10 protein-coding genes are annotated in these 19169 nt (G+C 36.6%); 5 read left to right on the top strand and 5 right to left on the bottom strand.

Annotated elements, in window-relative coordinates:
* The first annotated feature begins 340 nt into the window (after positions 1 to 340).
* Positions 341 to 3253, top strand: coding sequence for a M16 family metallopeptidase (locus J2786_RS19910; protein WP_052186878.1), 2913 nt, complete (start codon positions 341 to 343; stop codon positions 3251 to 3253).
* A gap of 409 nt (positions 3254 to 3662) precedes the next feature.
* Here J2786_RS19910 and J2786_RS19905 read toward each other — a convergent pair whose 3' ends face one another.
* Genes J2786_RS19905 through J2786_RS19885 form a run of 5 tightly spaced genes read right to left on the bottom strand, consistent with a single transcriptional unit; the run spans position 3663 to position 10295 of the window.
* A complete protein-coding gene (locus J2786_RS19905; RefSeq protein WP_047429011.1) occupies positions 3663 to 4106 on the bottom strand; it encodes a hotdog family protein in 444 nt (147 codons plus the stop codon).
* Between the two features lie 6 nt (positions 4107 to 4112).
* The gene (locus tag J2786_RS19900) at positions 4113 to 4544 is read right to left on the bottom strand and encodes a hotdog family protein (protein ID WP_047429012.1); all 432 of its coding nucleotides are present in this window, start codon (positions 4542 to 4544) and stop codon (positions 4113 to 4115) included.
* Positions 4544 to 5683: a dialkylresorcinol biosynthesis protein DarB gene (gene darB, locus J2786_RS19895; RefSeq protein ID WP_047424825.1), complete on the bottom strand. Its 1140-nt coding sequence runs from the start codon at positions 5681 to 5683 to the stop codon at positions 4544 to 4546. The genes J2786_RS19900 and darB overlap by 1 nt, the downstream gene beginning before the upstream one ends.
* Position 5684: 1 nt before the next feature.
* Positions 5685 to 6599 carry a hypothetical protein gene (locus J2786_RS19890; protein WP_047429013.1) on the bottom strand — a complete coding sequence of 305 codons (915 nt, stop codon included), beginning with the start codon at positions 6597 to 6599 and terminating at the stop codon, positions 5685 to 5687.
* Between the two features lie 42 nt (positions 6600 to 6641).
* Positions 6642 to 10295, bottom strand: coding sequence for an MMPL family transporter (locus tag J2786_RS19885; RefSeq protein ID WP_047429014.1), 3654 nt, complete (start codon positions 10293 to 10295; stop codon positions 6642 to 6644).
* A gap of 193 nt (positions 10296 to 10488) precedes the next feature.
* On the opposite strand from J2786_RS19885, the gene J2786_RS19880 reads away from it, so the two are divergent.
* The 4 genes from J2786_RS19880 to topA all read left to right on the top strand — a co-directional run bounded on the left by J2786_RS19880 (position 10489) and on the right by topA (position 19101).
* On the top strand, positions 10489 to 11496 hold the full coding sequence (locus J2786_RS19880; protein WP_310026483.1) for a hypothetical protein: 1008 nt from the start codon (positions 10489 to 10491) through the stop codon (positions 11494 to 11496).
* Position 11497: 1 nt separating this feature from the next.
* Positions 11498 to 12637, top strand: a complete 1140-nt coding sequence (locus J2786_RS19875) for an EpsG family protein (protein WP_226798754.1) — start codon at positions 11498 to 11500, stop codon at positions 12635 to 12637.
* A gap of 207 nt (positions 12638 to 12844) precedes the next feature.
* The gene (locus J2786_RS19870; RefSeq protein WP_052186880.1) at positions 12845 to 16264 is read left to right on the top strand and encodes a T9SS type A sorting domain-containing protein; all 3420 of its coding nucleotides are present in this window, start codon (positions 12845 to 12847) and stop codon (positions 16262 to 16264) included.
* A 275-nt stretch (positions 16265 to 16539) separates the two neighbouring features.
* Positions 16540 to 19101 carry a type I DNA topoisomerase gene (gene topA, locus J2786_RS19865; RefSeq protein WP_047429017.1) on the top strand — a complete coding sequence of 854 codons (2562 nt, stop codon included), beginning with the start codon at positions 16540 to 16542 and terminating at the stop codon, positions 19099 to 19101.
* The last annotated feature ends 68 nt before the right edge of the window (positions 19102 to 19169 follow it).

Raw genomic sequence — 19169 nt, 5'->3', positions numbered from 1 at the left:
TATTTTTAGATTCCAGATGAAATATGGCTCACCTGTTTTTGATTGTTTTAATCAGGTGGCTAAAATAGTGAAAATACATTATATGTAAATCATATTAAATTTGAGGGAGTTATTGTTGTAAGATAAAGGATATACCTTCAATAAGCCTACCATATTTTAATATATCCTGAATTTTCTTGTCACTGTTTAAAAGGAAGCTTTTAACTAATCATATTGAAAAGAATCTTAAAAGAATCCTAAGGCTTATTATTCTGCTTGTAACAGTTCTCTTGTAACAAGTGTTAAGATAAATAAGACTAATGTCTGGAAATTGGTTTGAAAATAATATTAAATAACTACTATGAAGAAAATTTTTATTTCGGTTTCGCTTTTCTGTATGATAAGCGCAATGGCACAAAAATTTGAGACCCAAAAGCTTACAGATGCTCAAGGGTATACCTATGAAACAGTAAAGAACGATCAGGCTGGCGTACGTGTATATACCCTGAAAAATGGTTTGAAGGTGTATCTGGCAAAAAATGATGATGCCCCAAGAATCCAGACTTATATTCCCGTAAGAACTGGATCTAATAATGACCCAAGTGATAATACAGGTTTAGCGCACTACCTGGAACATATGGTTTTCAAAGGAACTTCGCATTTGGGAACCCAGGACTGGGCAAAAGAAAAAGTTTTATTACAGCAGATCTCTGATCTTTATGAGCAGCATAAAGCAGAAAAAGATCCTGAAAAAAAGAAAGAACTTTATAAAAAAATTGACGAAGTTTCCCAGGAAGCCTCCAAATATGCTATCGCTAATGAGTATGATAAAGCGATTTCGTCATTAGGAGCTACAGGAACAAATGCTCATACATCTCTGGATGAAACGGTTTACAAAAACAATATTCCTTCCAATGAACTGGAAAAATGGTTAAGAGTAGAAAAAGAACGTTTTTCAGAATTGGTTTTACGTCTTTTCCATACAGAGCTTGAAGCGGTGTATGAAGAGTACAACAGAGCACAGGATAATGACAGCCGTCTTGTTTTCTATTCATTGATGCAGGCTCTTTTCCCAAAACATCCGAACGGACAGCAAACGACAATCGGAACTTCTGAACATTTGAAGAGCCCTTCTATGGAAGCGATCCACAAGTATTTTGATACCTATTATGTGCCTAATAATATGGCTGTAGTATTGGTAGGAGATCTGGATTATGACAAAACTATAAAATTAGTTGATCAATATTTCGGAACGTTCAAATACAAAGAACTTCCGATGAAAAAGATGGTTACAGAAGAACCAATGACCAGTATTGTTACCAGAACTGTAAAAAGTCCTACTACTCCAAGAATGACGGTTGCCTGGAGAACAGATTCTTATGGAACTCAGGAAGCAAGACTGGCAGACGTAGTCTCTGAAATTTTAAGTAATAGGGGAGATGCAGGATTAATTGACCTGAATATCAACCAGAAGCAAAAAACGCTTGGAGCAGGAGCGTATGAATCTCCTTACAAAATGTATGGTACATTTGGACTGGTAGTAACTCCCAAAGAAGGGCAAAGTTTTGATGAAGCTAAAAAACTTCTGATGGATCAGCTGGATCTTGTGAAAAAAGGACAGTTCCCGGACTGGATACTTAAAGCTATCGTAAATGATAAAAAAGTTCAGCGCATGAAAAGCTGGGAAACAGCTGATGGATTAGCTACTGAGCTTTATGATTCCTATATCAATGTAAGAACCTGGGAGCAGGAGCTTGATGAGATCAATCAATATGATAAGATCACAAAAGCTGACGTGGTAAAGTTTGCCAACGATTTCTTTAAAGATAATTATGTTGTTATTTATAAGGAAAAAGGAGTGAACGATAAGCTTGTACGTGTACAAAACCCTGGAATTACCCCGATTAAACTGAACAGAGAAGCTCAGTCTCCTTTCCTTAAAGATATTCTGAATACTAAAGTGCCGGAAAGTAAGCCGGAATTTATCGATTTTAAAACAGCTATTCAGACCTCAAAGATCAAAGATAAGACGGTAAGCTTTGTGAAGAACAAGTATAATGAGGTTGCACAGATCAGTTATGTCTTCCCTTTCGGAACAGATAATGACAAAGAACTTTCTGTTGCAGGAACTCTTTTCGAATATCTTGGAACAGATAAGTATACTCCGGAGCAGCTGAAAGAAGAGTTTTTTAAACTGGGAGTAAGCTATAGCCTGAGAACTTCCAACGATCAGATGATTATCACTTTGAGTGGTCTTGAAAGTAATATGAAAAAAGCTGCAGAGCTGATGAACCACTGGATGACGAATGTTAAAGCTGATAAAGCTATTTATGCCCAAACGGTAAAAACAATTCTGGAATCAAGAGCTTCTGCGAAGAAAGATAAAGTGAGAATTATGGCTGCTCTTTCAAACTATGCTAAATACGGTAAAAATTCAAGAATGACAGACATTGTTTCCAAAGAACGTCTTGAGAGCATTGACGCCGTAGAATTGATGAAGAAAGTGAAAACGCTGAACCAATATCCTTACCAGGTGCTTCTTTACGGACAGGATCAGGCAGGATTGGAAAAAGCGGTGAAGCCATTTATCATCAATACAAGTCTTCAGCCGGCAAAGGCAAAAGAATATGCTGAACCGGCTACTGAAGGGAAGGTGTATTTCACAAACTACGACATGGTACAGATGGAAATGTCTAAAGTTGCAAAAGCCAATACTGTAAACCTTAGCAACTTCGGAAAAGCTAATGTTTTCAATGAGTATTTCGGAAGAGGGCTGTCTTCTATTGTTTTCCAGGAAATCAGAGAAAGTAAGTCGTTGGCTTATACAGCCTATGTTTCTTATGGAAATGCTTCAGAAAAAGGGAAAGCGAACTATGTGACGAATTATATTGGAACGCAGTCAAACAAGCTTCCTTTAGCGGTAAATGCAATGAATGATCTGATGGTATCTTTACCACAAATTCCAGCACAGTTTGAGAATGCAAGAGGTTCTGCCTTGAAACAGATTGCTTCCAACAGAATCAACAGAACAAATATTTTCTTCAATCAGTTAGCATTGAAAAAATTAGGGGTTGACTATGATATCAGAAAAGATATTTACGCTGAAATCCAGGGATTGACACTGCCACAGCTTACAGGATTCTACAACACTGAAGTAAAACCTGTAAAATACAATACAGCGATCATCGGTAAGAAAGAAAACCTGAATATGGAATCGATCAACAAAATGGGAGAATTCCAGGAAGTATCTCTTGAAGAGATCTTTGGATATTAATTCCTTTTGTTTAAAATAATGATAAAAGCGGGACAGAAATGTTCCGCTTTTTTGTTGTTTACAACTGTTTCTTCCTGACCATCAGAGTTTCACGGATTTATAAAATGTTTCACGTGAAATAATTCATCTGATGATGAGGTTTTTAATTCTGTAATGTATTGTTTATCAGTTGTTTTTAAACGTTCTGATGAATGTGTAAATAAACAAAAAAGGAACTTTTTTTCGTAAAGGCATTGTAATCAATTCAATAGAAGTGGGCTTTAGCCCGCTTAAAAAAAAGAAAAAATCAATGGGCTTTAGCCGAAACCTATATTTTAAACACGAATAACACAAATTCATTTAAGATAGTTTGGAATAAAAAAAGCTGTACGTTTTGTACAGCTTTTCTATATCTATGTTCAATTGATCATTACGATTTTACTTCCTGAATAAACAGGTTGATTTCTGCTCTGATCAATAACTCATCATTATTAAAGGTTTCACAGAAGATATGGCAAATGTTCTCAAACTGTGAGATAAGAGATGCTTTGGAAATAATTTTGTCATTCACTTTTGGAAGGGCAAATATTTCAATCTTCTTGATATTGGTAATGAACCCGATTACTTTTGTATCGGCTTCAGGATTTTCAAAGAAGCTTTGTCCAAGGATAGATGAACAGGTTTGAGCCAGGTTTTCGATTAAGCCTGCCTCTGCGAATTCATTGTTGTGAACGAATATATTATCTGCTTTGATTTCAAAGGAAGTCACTACTTTTTCTTTGGTCAGTTCCAGGATATAGTCTGCCATCAGCATCGGTTCACGGTGCGGTAAAAAGTTGTGTATATTGATGATATTCTCTTCCTTTATCTCCATTTCAGTTTATTTTACAGCGGTTTTCATTTGAGATTTTGCAATCACTTTACCGTTTAGTTTCGTAACAATATCTACAAGGGTTACTCCCATTACTTCATTAAGAATAGTTACTTCAGATATCAGATGATCTCCTGTTTTAGGCAGTATTTCAGCCTCAAAAGATTTGATAGCACCAATATATCCGGTAGGTGCATCTTTTCCCAGCAGATAATATTTATATCCGGTATGCAAGGCAACGCTCTGTGCCTGGTGCTCTATTAAGCCTGAAGCCTGGAATAAGCCGTCCTGAATGAAAAGGTTATCTTCTTTTATTTCAAAACCGGATAAAAGATGATTTTCAGAATATTCTGACAATTCGTGCACCATTACAAAAGGAAACCTTTGTGGGATAAGGCTTTCTACAAAATCTTTATCGGATGTCGGCAGTCTGTTTTCCATTAGCAAACAGTTAATAAAGCGCATGAATAAGCGAATCTTCCACTTTCAGGAACACAAAGAAGTACCTTTTCTCCTTTTTTCAAGGTTCCGGAATTCATCAGTTCTTCAAGAGCGATAAATATAGATCCTGCACCAATGTTTCCAACCTCGGAAAGGTTATAGAACCATTTTTCTGCAGGGAAGTCCATTCCTTTTTTAGCAAATTCTTCTTTCAGCCCATCTTTGAAGTAACCTGAAGAAATATGAGCCAATACGTGGTCAATTTTTTCCGGATCTAAATTGTGTTTGTCAAAAGATGATCTTAAACTTTCAGCTCCTTTTACCAGAATGTACTTATCAAGGATTTTAGTATCCTGTTTGATGGCAAAAATAGATTGCTTCAGCCATTCATCGGAAGGGTAATCCGCCCATGATTTCAGGCTTCCGTCTTCCAGTTTGTCACATCCGGCATACATACAAGCTTCAATTTCGTGGGCATAAGAATAGAAATCAATGAATTCTACTTTTAAGGAAGTACTGTTTTCTCTCGGTTTATTTTCTAATAAGAAAGCACCTGCTCCGTCAGAAAGCATCCATCTCAGGAATTCTCTTTTGAAGGCAATGATAGGTCTTTCCTCCAGTAATTTTAAATTTTCAGCTTCGTGGTTGAACTTGTCAGCAGTCATCCATGCAGACATTCTTTCAGAACCTGCACATACTGCATTTTCCTGAACACCAGCTTTTACAGAAAGGAATCCATAGTTTAACGCATTCATCCCTGAATTACAAAGACCTGTTGAGGTATTAATCTCAATAGATTTTCCAATGTTCAGCTCACCATGTACCATAGAAGCGTGAGACGGCTGGATCTGGTCCGGTGAAGTAGTTCCTACGGATAATAATTTCATATCTTCCTTTTTGAAATTCTCATCAAAGAGTCCTTCAATTGCTTTTGCAGTAAGCTGCGCATTAGAGTGGGTGGGGTTTCCTTCTTTGTCTAAAGCGTAGTATCTAGTCGTGATTTTATTATTTCTTAGGATAAGTGATTTTGCTTTGGATGGCGCATCATTGATAAGCCCAAGATAAGTCTCCATTTCATCATTCGCTACCGGCTCATTGGGTAAGTATTTTGATGCTTTTGTTATAAATACGTCGTACATTCTATTTTAAATTAATTCCTTGTAAATATCTTTTTTGTTTTTGTCTTTTAAACCAAAATATAGGGGTTGTAAGCAGGTGTAAAACCAAAACGACAGGTGAGATAATCCATATCGCTGCCATCAAATATACCTTAAAGAATTTTATCAGCAATGGGCGTTTCTCTTTTTTCTTGATAATCAGGTTAGACCATACTGTAAAAATTTTGTTTCCCACCTTTTCTACGCGTACTAAAAAAGCACGGATTTCAACGGCTCCGTTTTTCACAAGATCCGGCTGCAAATGAGTAAGGTCATTATTATTAAAATGTCTTTCAATAATCTCGCCATACTTTACCGAACCTGAAATTTCTTCATCAGAAACTCCTGCAGCAGGAAGCATTCCTGATTTTTCTTTCTGACCTGTAGTGAGCCATCGGAGAATTGTTAATACACTGGTATAATTGTCGTGTCTGTCTACCAAAGCGATGTTTCCTACCAGTTTAGCCTGTAAATCTCTCAAGTAAACCTTTAATTTTTCCTGGGAAAGCATCCACATATTTCTGGTTCCTGAGATCGTTACTACAGGTGTATTTTTAAGGATTTGCTTTGCATAATCACTCTTTAAGAAAGAAATAATAGGAATGGATGGTGTGAGATACCATACCTGATACCCAAACAGGATAAGGTCGTATTTTTTGTTCAGAATTTCTTCTGAAGGAGGAAGGATTTCTTTTGGAATCTGCAAATAAGACTCAGGAAAAGTGTTGAAAAAAACATCACCCGGCCAGGGAAAAGGAAAATCTTCCTTGAGCTGAATGTTGTAATACGTAATATCATAAGCCTCTTTTTTAGCTTCAAAAGGCTGGGCTATGTTTCTCACGATATCTTCGAGTTGTCCGGTTTGTGAATAATATATGACAAGTATATTTTTCTTCATTAGTTTTCTTTAGCGTTTACAAAAGTATGTTTTTCATATGTATTATTTAGTTTTAAATACTTTTAATGATTCGGAACTAAATTGTACTGTATAATTATCACTTTCAAATGAAGTGCTTTTTGTATTTACAAAAATGATTGTTTCAGGCAAATCCTGAATTTTATTCATGGTAAACTGTTCATCTGAAATCAAAAGAACATCAATCTTTTTATTAACTTCAGAAAGGTCTTTAATATACTGCAGCTTTCTTCTTTTTACCAGATAACTGTGGGCAGCTGTTGCTCTTTTTTCATCATTTCGGATCAGAGAAAAAACTCTTCGGCTCGCCTGATATAAGGTTAATAAAGCATCTTTCTGTCCAAAATCATCAGCAATATGAATAATATTGGCATCAGGAGAAATATGTTTATTCAGTTCGAAATATACTGATTTATTGGTATTAAAGTCTTCTTTTACTTCTTTTACCACTTCACTGTCTTTATACAGGTAGCTGAGGAATAATTTCTTTTTAAAATAATTCTCATCCTCAATTTCTTCACGCAGTCTGGCAAATTCTTCTCTGAAATAGGCATTGATCTTCTTTGTTCTCTCAGAATAGTTGGTGCCAAAGCTCATATCGTCTTTGCTTATTCTGTTGCCCACTTTTACCGTAATACTTCCGTCATAGATAATGAAATCTCCTTTCGGTAATACTTCAGAATTTCCATGGATATAAAGTGGGAGAATATCCAACCCGAATTGTTCAGCAAGATAAAATGCTCCTTTATGGAATCTTTTCACATCATTGGTATAAGAACGCTCTGCTTCCGGGAAAACTACCAGGGAATAGCCCTGGTCTACTTTCTCTTTCAGTTTATCCATTCCATTCTCGATTCCTTGTGAAACGGGATAAAAACCCAGCGCCCTTACCAGTTTTCCAAAAACAGGAGACTGATAAACCCAGTCATTCACCAGGTAAATGATTTTGTGGGTAGCCATTGCGATGGCCAGCGTATCCAGGAAAGAGGTATGATTGGCAATAATGACTGCAGGTTTGCTGAAATCCTCCGATGTATTTTTAATGACCTTCTTCTTTACAAATGGATTAGAATAAAGGACAGAAGTTAAAAACCTGGCTAAAATAAATTTGATAATATTCAATGCCGGGCCTTTGGAATTTTTCACAAAGAAGCTTCCGAATGCTGAAAATATAAGTCCTCCAAGTCCGTAATATAAAAATGAAAAGACTGAAATAAAAAATAATCTTAAGGTGATTGGAGAAAGTCCTTTTTTGGTTCGGTTGGTAATGAATAATCTGAACCAGAAAGGATATAGGGTAGAGGTGATCACAATGACAGAGAACATTCCTATCAAGGCTACCAACGCCAGAGAATGCAGTGCCGGGTGTTTGGCGAAAATCAGAGAGCCAATTGAAAGAATCGTAGTAAAAACGGCAAGAATAATTGAAATTCTATAGGTTGGTAATTCATTCTTTCCTGTGGTATGTTCTTTCTGCATAGCCTGAGTCAGGAAGATACTGAAGTCATCTCCAACTCCAAATACCAGCGTACACACTACGGTACTGAAAATATTTAATTCCAATCCAAGAAAATAAAGGATTCCTGCTGTAACTACTCCTGTTAAAACAATGGGAAACATCGTAAGAATTGTTAACTCAAAATTCCTGAAGAAAACAATGATCGTTAAAATGATGGCAAGAAGAGAATAATTAATCAATGTATTGAAATCTCTTTTCAGCAAACCAAGAAAATTTTCATTCATCTGCTGGCGGTCAATGGCAATAGCATCATGTTTCTTCTCAATATCCCTGATGAAAGTATCCCGTTTTTTTTCGTCCACTTTTACCACATTGGAAACCGTATAGAAACCATTTTCGTTGCTCATGAATTCTGAAATCTGAAGTGCTTTTACCTTTTGATAATCCTTCAGGCTCAACGCGGAGTAATTTTTACGCAAAGTTTCATTGAAGCTGTCAAATGCAGAACTGTTGAAACCGAATTTGTTCCCATTACTGATCAATTCAGAAGTAGTTTGATTTTTCTTCTGATCATTCCAGAAGCTATTCCATTTCTCTATCTTTTTCTGCTGATCCTTTTCTGAGAGTACTACACTTCCAATAGAGTTATAGCTTAAAATTTTGCCTTCTTTTTTCTCTTTTTCAAGAAAACTACTTAATTCTGAATTTCGGGATAAGGCCTCTTCTTCAGAATTTCCATAAGAAATAGTATAGATAGACTTGGAAGTAATGTCTGAAAGTTTCTGAAGTTTTGCTTCGCTGATCTTTAATTCTTTTGGAATATAATTCAGATCACCGATGTCTTCATTAAAACCGACATGCCTGAAACCAAAAAGACAGGCAAGAATAATGACAGAGCATCCTATAATCAGAGGTTTGTTTTTCTCATATGGATAAGACCCGATCTTGTCAATAAAGTTGGTGTTGAGATGTTCTCCTTTCTCTTTTGGCTTATAAAGCTGAGGAACAATAATTAATGCTGTGACTGAAGAAAGAATTACGGTAATAGCTGCAAAAAGTCCTAAGTCTTTCAATGCTTCCGAACGGACAAAAACCAGACATAAGAATGAAACGGCTGTCGTTGCACTACTTAGTATGATAGGCTGCGTAATTTCTTTGTAGAGCTCTTCAATATTATTGTTGTGCTTATAATGGGTAAGAATATGCAGGGCGTAATCAATGGTAATCCCAATCAGAATAGCTCCCACACTTAGTGAAATTGCCGAAATCTTATCTTTAATAAAATAAAGGACTAAGAGCGCAAGCAGAACTGAAAATACGGTAGGCAGAAAAACAATGACGGGGGTGAAAATATTTCTGAAATAATAAATGAGAAGGATTAAAAGAACCGTCATGGAAATCACCACAGTATTCTGAATATCTTTTTTAATCTGCTTCGCATTGGCCACTGCAATCACCGGAGAACCAAAATAGCTGATCTCTGTTTTTCCTTTGAATTGTTTGTTGATTCCGTCTTTGATGGAATTAAGCTGATCTACAAAGGCCTCATTGGCTTTCGTGTCATTACTTTTATTTTTAGGATCAATGAAAAGCAAGAGGTTCTTACCGTCTTTCGTTACAATATAGCTGTCTTCAAGTTTGAAGTCTTTACTGATGTTTAAAGTATTTAATTTTTTGATTCCCAAAAAAGTAAGCCCCAGAGGATCTTTTTTAATAAACTCTTTGGTAACAAGACTTGTGGGAGAAACCAATGATATATAATTATTTTCTACCTGTCTGGCAATGCTGTCTTTCTGAAGTTTCCGGTCAATTTCCTTATAATCACTCTCATTAAGGAATAGAGGTAAATTCTGATTAACAAAATCAAAGGTTTCGGAGATTTCATTATCATTCACCTTACCCTGAACAGAACCGATGTATTTTTGTAAGGGTTCAATTTTTTTCAGGAAAGAATCTGCCGTTTCAGAAAGCTGGAAGCTGTCTTCGCCGGATTTGTTCTCAATAATAACAATAATCTTATCCGAAAAATTAAGCTGTTTCAGGACCTTTGCTGTAAGATCTGACTTTTCATTTTTAGGAATAATCTGATTGATGTCTTCCTCAAAATTAATCTTTGACGCAAAGAAAATGCATAAAACGGCAATTCCAAGTGCTGTCAGTACAGATAGAATTTTATTTTTGGAAATCAGATAATATAAAAATATAAAAAAGCGATGCATTGCATTTAAATCAAGTCTGCAAATTTAATTTTTTAAGCATTAGTTCAAAATAGTTAGTGATAAGTTTTAACTGAAAATCAATAAAATATTCTAGGAAGAATGAAAAAATATTCTACTTTTGCAAAAGTTCCCTTTTGAAAAAATGTATTTTAAACCACCATTATTATTAAAAAAATAAGAATCTGTTTTAGATATGTTGAAAAGAAATGATGAAAAAATAAACGGATTTCTATTTGTAATAGTACTTCCGCTTCTGTTGTTTGCTATGTCTTATTACGGATTTGAATCTTCCTATACAAGACTGAAAACATCAGAAAAAACTCCCGATTTTTTATTCTCCTCGGTATATGCTTACAGAGTGATTCCTAATTATCTGAGTGTACAGATGACAGATCTGATGTATACCCTGATCAATGGACCTCTTTCTTTCTTCAAAGATTTCTTGTCAAAAAACGGAACCCCTTTTTATCATGGGCTTTTCCTGATGAACAGTGTGTTCTTTATTTTGTGTTCTTTGATTTTGAATGCTATCTTCCGGATGAAGTCAACAGGGCTTTTGTTGAATCTTAATGCAAGAAGGATTATTCATCTCCTGTCTGTGTTTTTTATTGTGATAACGCAGTATGCCCCTACAAACTGTGATACTATTGCACTCTTCTGTTATCTGTTAGGGGTATTTTTGACTCTGAAATATTTAGATACCAGAAAAAATGCTTTCTTTTTTATTCTTATCGGTCTTATTGGTATCTCTACTTTGGTGAGAGAAACGGCTTGCCTGAATATTGCTTTTTTTGCAGCAGTATTTTTCAATATAGATGACTTGAAGAAAGGAAATTATCAGGTAATCTGGAAAATTATACCACTTGTTGTTGCTTTTCTGATTCCTTATCTGGGATTGAGAGCCCTGCTTGTTCAGGATGAAACAACTTTTGTGGAAGGATTTTACATTAACAGGAACTTTTCCAGTCCTTTTAATCTTGCGGGACTGGTCTTTGCATTAATTGTGATTTATTTTATATATGGTCTCTGTACAGAAGAAGAAAACAAAAGTGTTTTTGGAAAGTATTTTTTCTTTTCCATTCCTTATCTTCTTATGATTACTTTAGTAGGACTTTTCTGGGAAGTGAGGCTTTTCCTGCCATTAATTCTGACCGGATTCATCACAGCATATCATCAGTTTAAAAAAACATCAGAGAGTTAGCATGAGTTTACTACATCCATATTATATAATTGCAATCGTCTACATGCTGTTTTTCAGTGTTCAGGAAGTGTATGGAAAGAAGGTTGATAAAAAATGGTTCTGGTTTCTTGCTATCTATTTTATTCTTATTGTCGGTTTCAGAGACAGCGTAGGTCCGGATTACGGAAGTTACAAAGGAATTTATATTTATTCTGATACCAAAAGCTACTACAGTATCTTTATGAAGATGCTCCATATGGAAGGGACGGAAACTCTGGATGTGGAATGGCTGTATACCTTGATTAATAAAGTCCTTCTCAATTTTTTTGATGCCCCTTTTTATATGCTGACACTGGTTATCGCTATTTTTGCGATGATCTTTAAAGTGGAATATACCGAAGACAATACTTTTTATCCCTTTACGTTTACCCTTTTCATGTTTATTCCCAACTTTTTTATCGGGGAAAGTGGGCAGATCAGACAAAACCTGGGAACTTTTATCGTTTATTTTGCGATACGGTATATCAAAGAACGGAAGCTCTGGCATTACCTGTTTTTTATATTCATAGGATCGGGTATACACAGCGTTTGTTATTTATTCCTGCCGATGTATTGGCTGGCCCGCGTTCCTTTGAACAGAACGGTAATGCTGATTATGATTGTAGGTTCCGTCTTTTTATCTCCGTTTGAAATCTATAGGAGTTTTGGAGGTTTCTTAGATGGTATGGCCTCCAACAGTACACTTGTAGAAGGATTCAATGGATATATGGATGAAACGGTACAACGACTTAACGGAGGAATTGGAATCCCGGAGGTCATGATGGCTATCCTTACTTTCTTCCTTTTTGTTTTTGATAATAAGATGAAAGAACTGTATCCCTACTATGAATACCATAGAAACTATGCGGTGATTGGAATATGTCTTTATTTTATTTTTAGAAATAACCCTATCTTCTCATCCAGACTTGCAGGAGCGTTTATCGGGTTCTCGTACATTATTATTCCGAACGCAATGTATGTTGTTTCCGGTAGGGTTAAAAATATGATTTATGCATTTATAATCGCGCTTGTCGTCTTCAATTTTGTCGTTTTCTCTATGTTTAATAATATCACAGCTGGGCGGTTTTCGATTGATCGTTATCAAAACCATGTTCTTCCATAGAATTTTGAAAGTTAAAATATAAGGCAGCCTCAGGCTGTCTTTTTTTTTTTGTGTGAAAATTCCGTTAAGGTTTGTTTTGTTTATTGACTTTTATGTTGGTTTATTAATAACATAATTTATATATTGTGTTGTAATTTATAAAATAAATCACTTTTTGTTGAAGTGGGCTTAAAAATTGCATTTATTAATGACACTAAAACCTAAGGAATGAAAACATTAGCTGGAAAATTAGCGGCAGTCATCTGCCTGATATTATTTGGAATAAGTTCCAAAGGTAATATCATAGAAGATCTTCGCTCAGTTGGGCATATAAGAACAATATGGCATACTGAGAATAAGGACTCATTGAAAAGACCATTGAATGAATTAACTCCGTTGTTTGTTCCGGACTGGAAAAAAGCACCCAACAGTTACATCTTTGATCCCAGTCAGAACAGTGAAGGATTATTGGTTCCTGTAAAAAAAGCTTATGCTATGTGGGAAGGAGGCGGGTATCTTAATGGAAGTGGTATTCCGGCAGGGGCGGTAACAGCAGACGTTTTGTGGGAAGATGTTCATGGGCTTATAAAATCAGGAGTGAATTATACCCTTGAAATAACGGGAACCGGGCAGGAGGCCAAGATAAAAGTCCCTGTCAATAAAGCCAAGAAAGGAAATGCTGTGATAGCTCTCAAAGTAAACGGAGAGATCTATTGGAGCTGGCATATCTGGGTAACGGATGATCCTACCAATGGAGTTACCTATAAAAGTTTCAACAACGTCAAAAGAATGAAGTCTGACGGAACAACAGAGGTAATCCCGGACTCAGACTGGAAATGGATGGATAGAAATCTGGGAGCAATCACAAGTTCTATCACAGCCTCAGACTGGAACAGAAGTATCGGGCTTCTTTATCAATGGGGAAGGAAAGATCCTATTCCGCCTTTAGTAACAAGAGGAAATGATTTTTATGAGGCATCCGGATCTATAGGCAGGGTAAGACATCGAGGGGCAAAATATATGACTAATGCCGTAAGTATTGATGATTTCAGGAAATTTGTTCCGCTTTCCGCTGCAGAGGTTACCAATAATATCAGACTTTCTGTAAAAAATCCACTGAGTCTTATCTATGTTAATAAAGATGATAACTCAGGTCAGGCATACTACAATAATAACCTTAATCTTCCTGTTAATTGGTTTGGCAAATCAACAACTTTGCCCAATAACAGACTTTCAGAACTTAATCTGTGGTCTGATAATGCACAGGGAAAGATTGAAACCGTTTATAATACCGACGATAAAACAAAACCTTATAGAGATAAATCTCCTTATGATCCTTGCCCCAATGGGTGGCGTATCCCTTCTATGCTGGTAGCAAATCTGGCTTCACCCTCTTATGTAGATGATATCAGAATAGACTTTTCTCCTTTTGGAGTCAAAACCAATATGGCAAAAAATGTTTTTGAAACCAATAAATACCATATTATAAAACCTACTGACACAGGAGTTCCTGCCTTCATGACAGGATTTAGAATTTATCCTAATCTGGGCTTTGATCTTTCGGCGGTCGGTGGATATAATATGGGAATCTTTCCCGGAACCGGGCAGCTTATCAGAGGAGCTCATTTAGGGCAGTATAGTGATCAGCATCACATTGCATTGTGGACAGCTACTCTGACCCGGTTGTTCGATACTTCTCCTGCTGTTACCGTAAGAGGACTTTCCATGATTCCGGATAAAACACAGCCTGATACTCCGGATGCCAATTATCCCAATATTAAAGGGCGTTTTTACTACTTTCCCATGTCCGGAATGTATACTTCAGATGCAAATGGCTGCAGATGTATCAAAGATCCGCTTTACACCATTAATGATTATGATTTTCCAACGGAATATCTGCCTGTAGCTACAGAGTACAAGGAAGGTCTCAATAATCCGAACACTTACCAGGTTGTTAAAAGCGAAACAGTTACGACCATTGAAATTCCGGTTAGTAAAGCATTCTCTGTACAAAGTCAATTACTGGATAATGCTGATATATTAAATCCTTCCAGTTTTAATAATTTAAAAGTGAATGTTCTCTGGACAACTAATACAGCTCTTATCGGGAAAATTTTAATGGTGAATCCAGCACCTTCATCACTACAGGATATCGGTAATTCTAAAATATCCATAGAAATTGCTCCTAATGAAAGTGGAAATGCTGTAGTGACATTGCATAATGGCAGTATATCTTCGCCCGTATATTGGAGCTGGCATATCTGGGTAACGGATTCTCCTGTAGGATCTTATTCCTATACTACGGAAACTCCGGCAGCTATTACAAATTACGTGAACTATGTCAATAAAGCCGATGTTGCATTGCAAACCGTTTTTATGGATCGTAATCTTGGGGCAACAGATGTTTTTCCCAACGTTGCCAATCCACAGGCACCGACAGCTGATGAACTGTTAAAAATACGTGCTGCTACAGGGCTGCATTATCAATGGGGAAGGAAAGATCCTATTCCTCCATTCCAGTATGCGGATAACAGAAGTTTTTATAATGTATTTCTGGGGACTCCCGGTCCCAAAGGAACTGTTTCGTACATTACGCTTGATCAGTCTGATTATAATAATCTTTCAGGAAATTATATAGTACCTTATAACACTTATGCGTCGGCATCAAATGTACAGGTAACGGATAAGCCATCAGAAAAAATCTCCAAGATACTGTCCTATTCTGTGAAGAACCCTTTGGTATACATGATTCCAAGTACTTTCGCTCCCTATAACAGTACTACTCCCAATTATACCAACGGAACGGACTGGCTGGCACAGGAGCCTAATTTAGCTCCGGACAGATGGGGAAGAGGAGGTAAGAAATCTCCTTTTGATCCTTGTCCTGAAGGATGGAGAGTGCCGGATCTGACAAGTGTAGCTCTGGTTTCAGGTGCTGATTTCGGACAGACGCCATGGTATAAAAAAGATAAAAATGTAGCAACATCTTACAGTATTGCTACAGATTATTTAGGAATAAGAGTGAGGAATTCTGCCAATGCTACAGTAGGATATATCTTTAATAATCCCGCATATCTCATAGGGAATTACCCTGATTCCGGTTCAAGAGGATTCAGAAGTGTGACCGCCAATCAGACTGCGCAGGGAACTTTTAATACACTCAATTTCCAGTATCCTGCGGTATGGACGGCTGCTTTAAATTCAAACTACATTGGAAGATCTATTAATGTGCTGTTTGATGCAGCTTCTACAACCAACAGAATGATAGCCTTTCATGACAATAATGACCCTTACTTTGGAACAGGATGCCGATGTGTGAAAATAAAATATGATGCCAATGGTAATGAAGAAGGTCCTGCATCAGGAGCTTTGGTTGTGGCCAGCAGCTCCAGACTGATCAAAGAAACTGCGAAATCTACGGTGGTCAATAACAGGATTTCTATTTATCCGAGCCCTTTTTCCAGTGTTCTTTATATCAGAGCAGCAGAAAATAAAGAATATAATTTTCAGATATTTAATAGTCTGGGGCAACTTGTAAGATCAGGACGGTTTATCAACAACCAGACAGATCTTTCATCTTTAAGCACAGGAATTTATATAATAAGGATAAATAATTCCGAAGCGATTGTGAAAATTATAAAACAATAAATCTTACAATAGGTGCTAAAAAGCAGAATAAGGTCTCTTATTCTGCTTTTTTATAGGACACCATATTTTTTACATCTATTATGGCTGATGAAAATTTCTATATCAATCCATGCTGATAATTGTATAACAGTCTAAAACCTATGCTACAAAGGGTTTGTTTCTCCAAAAAACCAGTGTGGAAAGAGGGTATAAAGCGCCATGATTATTAAATTAAACCTGTTTAACAAAAAGTATATAATAAAAAAGCTTTACTTTTGCAAAAATTTTTAGTTAGAATGTCGAAAAATTTAGTAATCGTAGAGTCCCCGGCAAAAGCAAAAACTATTCAGAAATATCTAGGAAAGGATTTTGACGTGAAATCCAGTTTCGGACATATCCGGGATCTTCCTAAAAAAGGAATGGGGATAGACCTTGCCACATTCAGTCCTGATTACGAAGTTTCAGCAGACAAAAAGAAATTGGTAACCGAATTAAAGGCTGCCGTAAAGAAAGCTGATATGGTATGGCTCGCTTCCGATGAGGACCGCGAAGGAGAAGCTATTGCATGGCATCTTGCGGATGAATTGAAACTGAAGCCTGAAAACAGAAAAAGAATTGTTTTCCACGAGATTACCAAAAACGCCATTCTAAAAGCAATCGACAATCCAAGAGATATTGATCAGAACTTAGTGAATGCACAGCAGGCAAGAAGAGTGCTGGACAGAATCGTAGGTTTTGAAATGTCTCCCGTTTTATGGAAAAAAGTAAAACCGGGGCTGTCTGCAGGTAGAGTACAGTCTGTAGCAGTTAGGTTAATTGTTGAAAGAGAAAAAGAAATCCGTGATTTTACACCCAAAGCAAGTTTTAAACTTGACGGAATCTTTTTAAATAAAACAGAGCAGGAAATTGCTGCCAAACTGAAAAAAGACTTTGAAAAGGAAGAAGAAGCAGAAAAATTCCTGGAGCAGGCTAAAACTACAGAATTTAAAGTTCTCAACGTTGAAACCAAACCAGGTACGCGTTCAGCTTCAGCTCCGTTTACAACCTCTACATTACAGCAGGAAGCTTCCTCAAGACTTGGATATAATGTAACCAATACCATGCGTCTGGCACAGAGACTGTACGAAGAAGGTTTTATTACCTATATGAGAACAGACTCCGTGAACCTTTCCCAGGAAGCTATTGAAGGAGCTAAAAAACAAATTATATCAGAATACGGAGCAGAATATTCTTCTCCAAGAAACTATACTACAAAATCAGCATCAGCACAGGAAGCTCACGAAGCTATCCGACCTACAGATTTTGGAGTAAAAACCGTAGCTGATGTGCAATTAAACAGATTATATCAATTAATTTACAGACGAACACTGGCTTCTCAGATGGCTAATGCCAAAATTGAAAAGACAGTGATTGAAATAGGAAATGCATCATTGCCACATCACTTTGAAGCACAAGGAGAGGTGATCATATTCGACGGTTTCCTGAAAGCTTACGGAATTGTAAAGACAGAAGAAGAGGATGAGGAAAATAACGACAAGTTGTTACCGAAAGTAAGGGTGGGAGAAGTCTTAAACTATAAAACCATTACTGCTACTGAAAAGTTCACCAGACCAAGTGCAAGATATACTGAAGCCGGATTGGTAAGAAAACTTGAAGAATTAGGGATTGGTAGACCATCTACTTACGCCCCTACAATTCAGACTATTCAGAACAGAGAGTATGTAGATAAAAGAGAAATCGAACCACATACCCGTGAAGTGATTAAAATGTCTTTAACAAAAGATAAGATCAAAAAAGTAGTTCTTGAAGAGAAATTCGGTGGTGATAAAAATAAATTCGTTCCTACAGACATCGGTGAAGTAGTCAATGATTTCTTAACAGATAATTTCAGAGAAATCCTTGATTACGGTTTCACGGCAAGAGTAGAAGAAAGTTTTGACGAAATTGCAAGCGGTGATCAGAAATGGAAAGAGATGATGACCAATTTCTACTCCAAATTCCACCCGAGAATTGAAGATGTAGAAGAAAATGCAGACCGTGCTACCGGAGATAGATTATTAGGAGTAGATCCAAAGACAGGTAAAAATGTTCATGCAAGAATCGGAAGATTCGGAGCGATGATCCAGATTGGAGAAACCGATGATGAGGAAAAACCAATCTTTGCCTCGCTAATGACAGGACAGAATATTGCAACCATTACTTTTGAAGAAGCATTGGAGTTATTCAAATTGCCTTTCGATTTAAGTGAAGTTGACGGACAGCCAGTTTCTGTAGGTGTTGGTAGATTTGGACCTTATGTGAAATGGGGCGAAACATATATCAGTATTCCGAAAGGTGAAGATCCGCTTTCTGTAGATCAGAAACGTGCCGAGGAAATCATCAATGAAAAGAAAATTGCTGATGCTCCTATTGCTACGTATAAAGGAGAACCGGTAACAAAAGGATCTGGCAGATTCGGACCATTTATCAAATACAAAGATATTTTCGTGAATGTTCCAAAAAGATATGATTTTGAAAATCTTTCACAAAGCGATATCAACGAACTGATTGACGCTAAATTGGAGAAAGAAGCCAACCGATATATCCAGCAATGGGAAAAAGAAAAAATTTCCATAGAAAACGGAAGATGGGGACCTTTCATTAAGTTTGGAAAAGCCATGTTCAAAATTCCGAAAAAAGCAGATGATACAAAATATGAAGCTGAGGAATTAAAAGAACTTTCTTTGGATGAGGTTAAGAAATGGATTACAGATCAGGATCCTAAAGCCTTTGCAGAAAAGAAAAAACCAGCAGCTAAAAAGGCAGCCACTACAAAGAAAACAACTGCCGCAAAAAAACCGGCAGCTAAGAAAAAGTAAATATAAAATAATGATAATAAGCCGTTAACAGATGTTGACGGCTTTTTTTATGAACAAAAAGATCCACG

Source organism: Chryseobacterium vietnamense (assembly GCF_031454475.1).
GTDB classification, from domain to species: domain Bacteria; phylum Bacteroidota; class Bacteroidia; order Flavobacteriales; family Weeksellaceae; genus Chryseobacterium; species Chryseobacterium vietnamense.
Note: the sequence above shows the minus strand (reverse complement) of the source record. Positions and strands in the feature narration are given on the sequence as shown.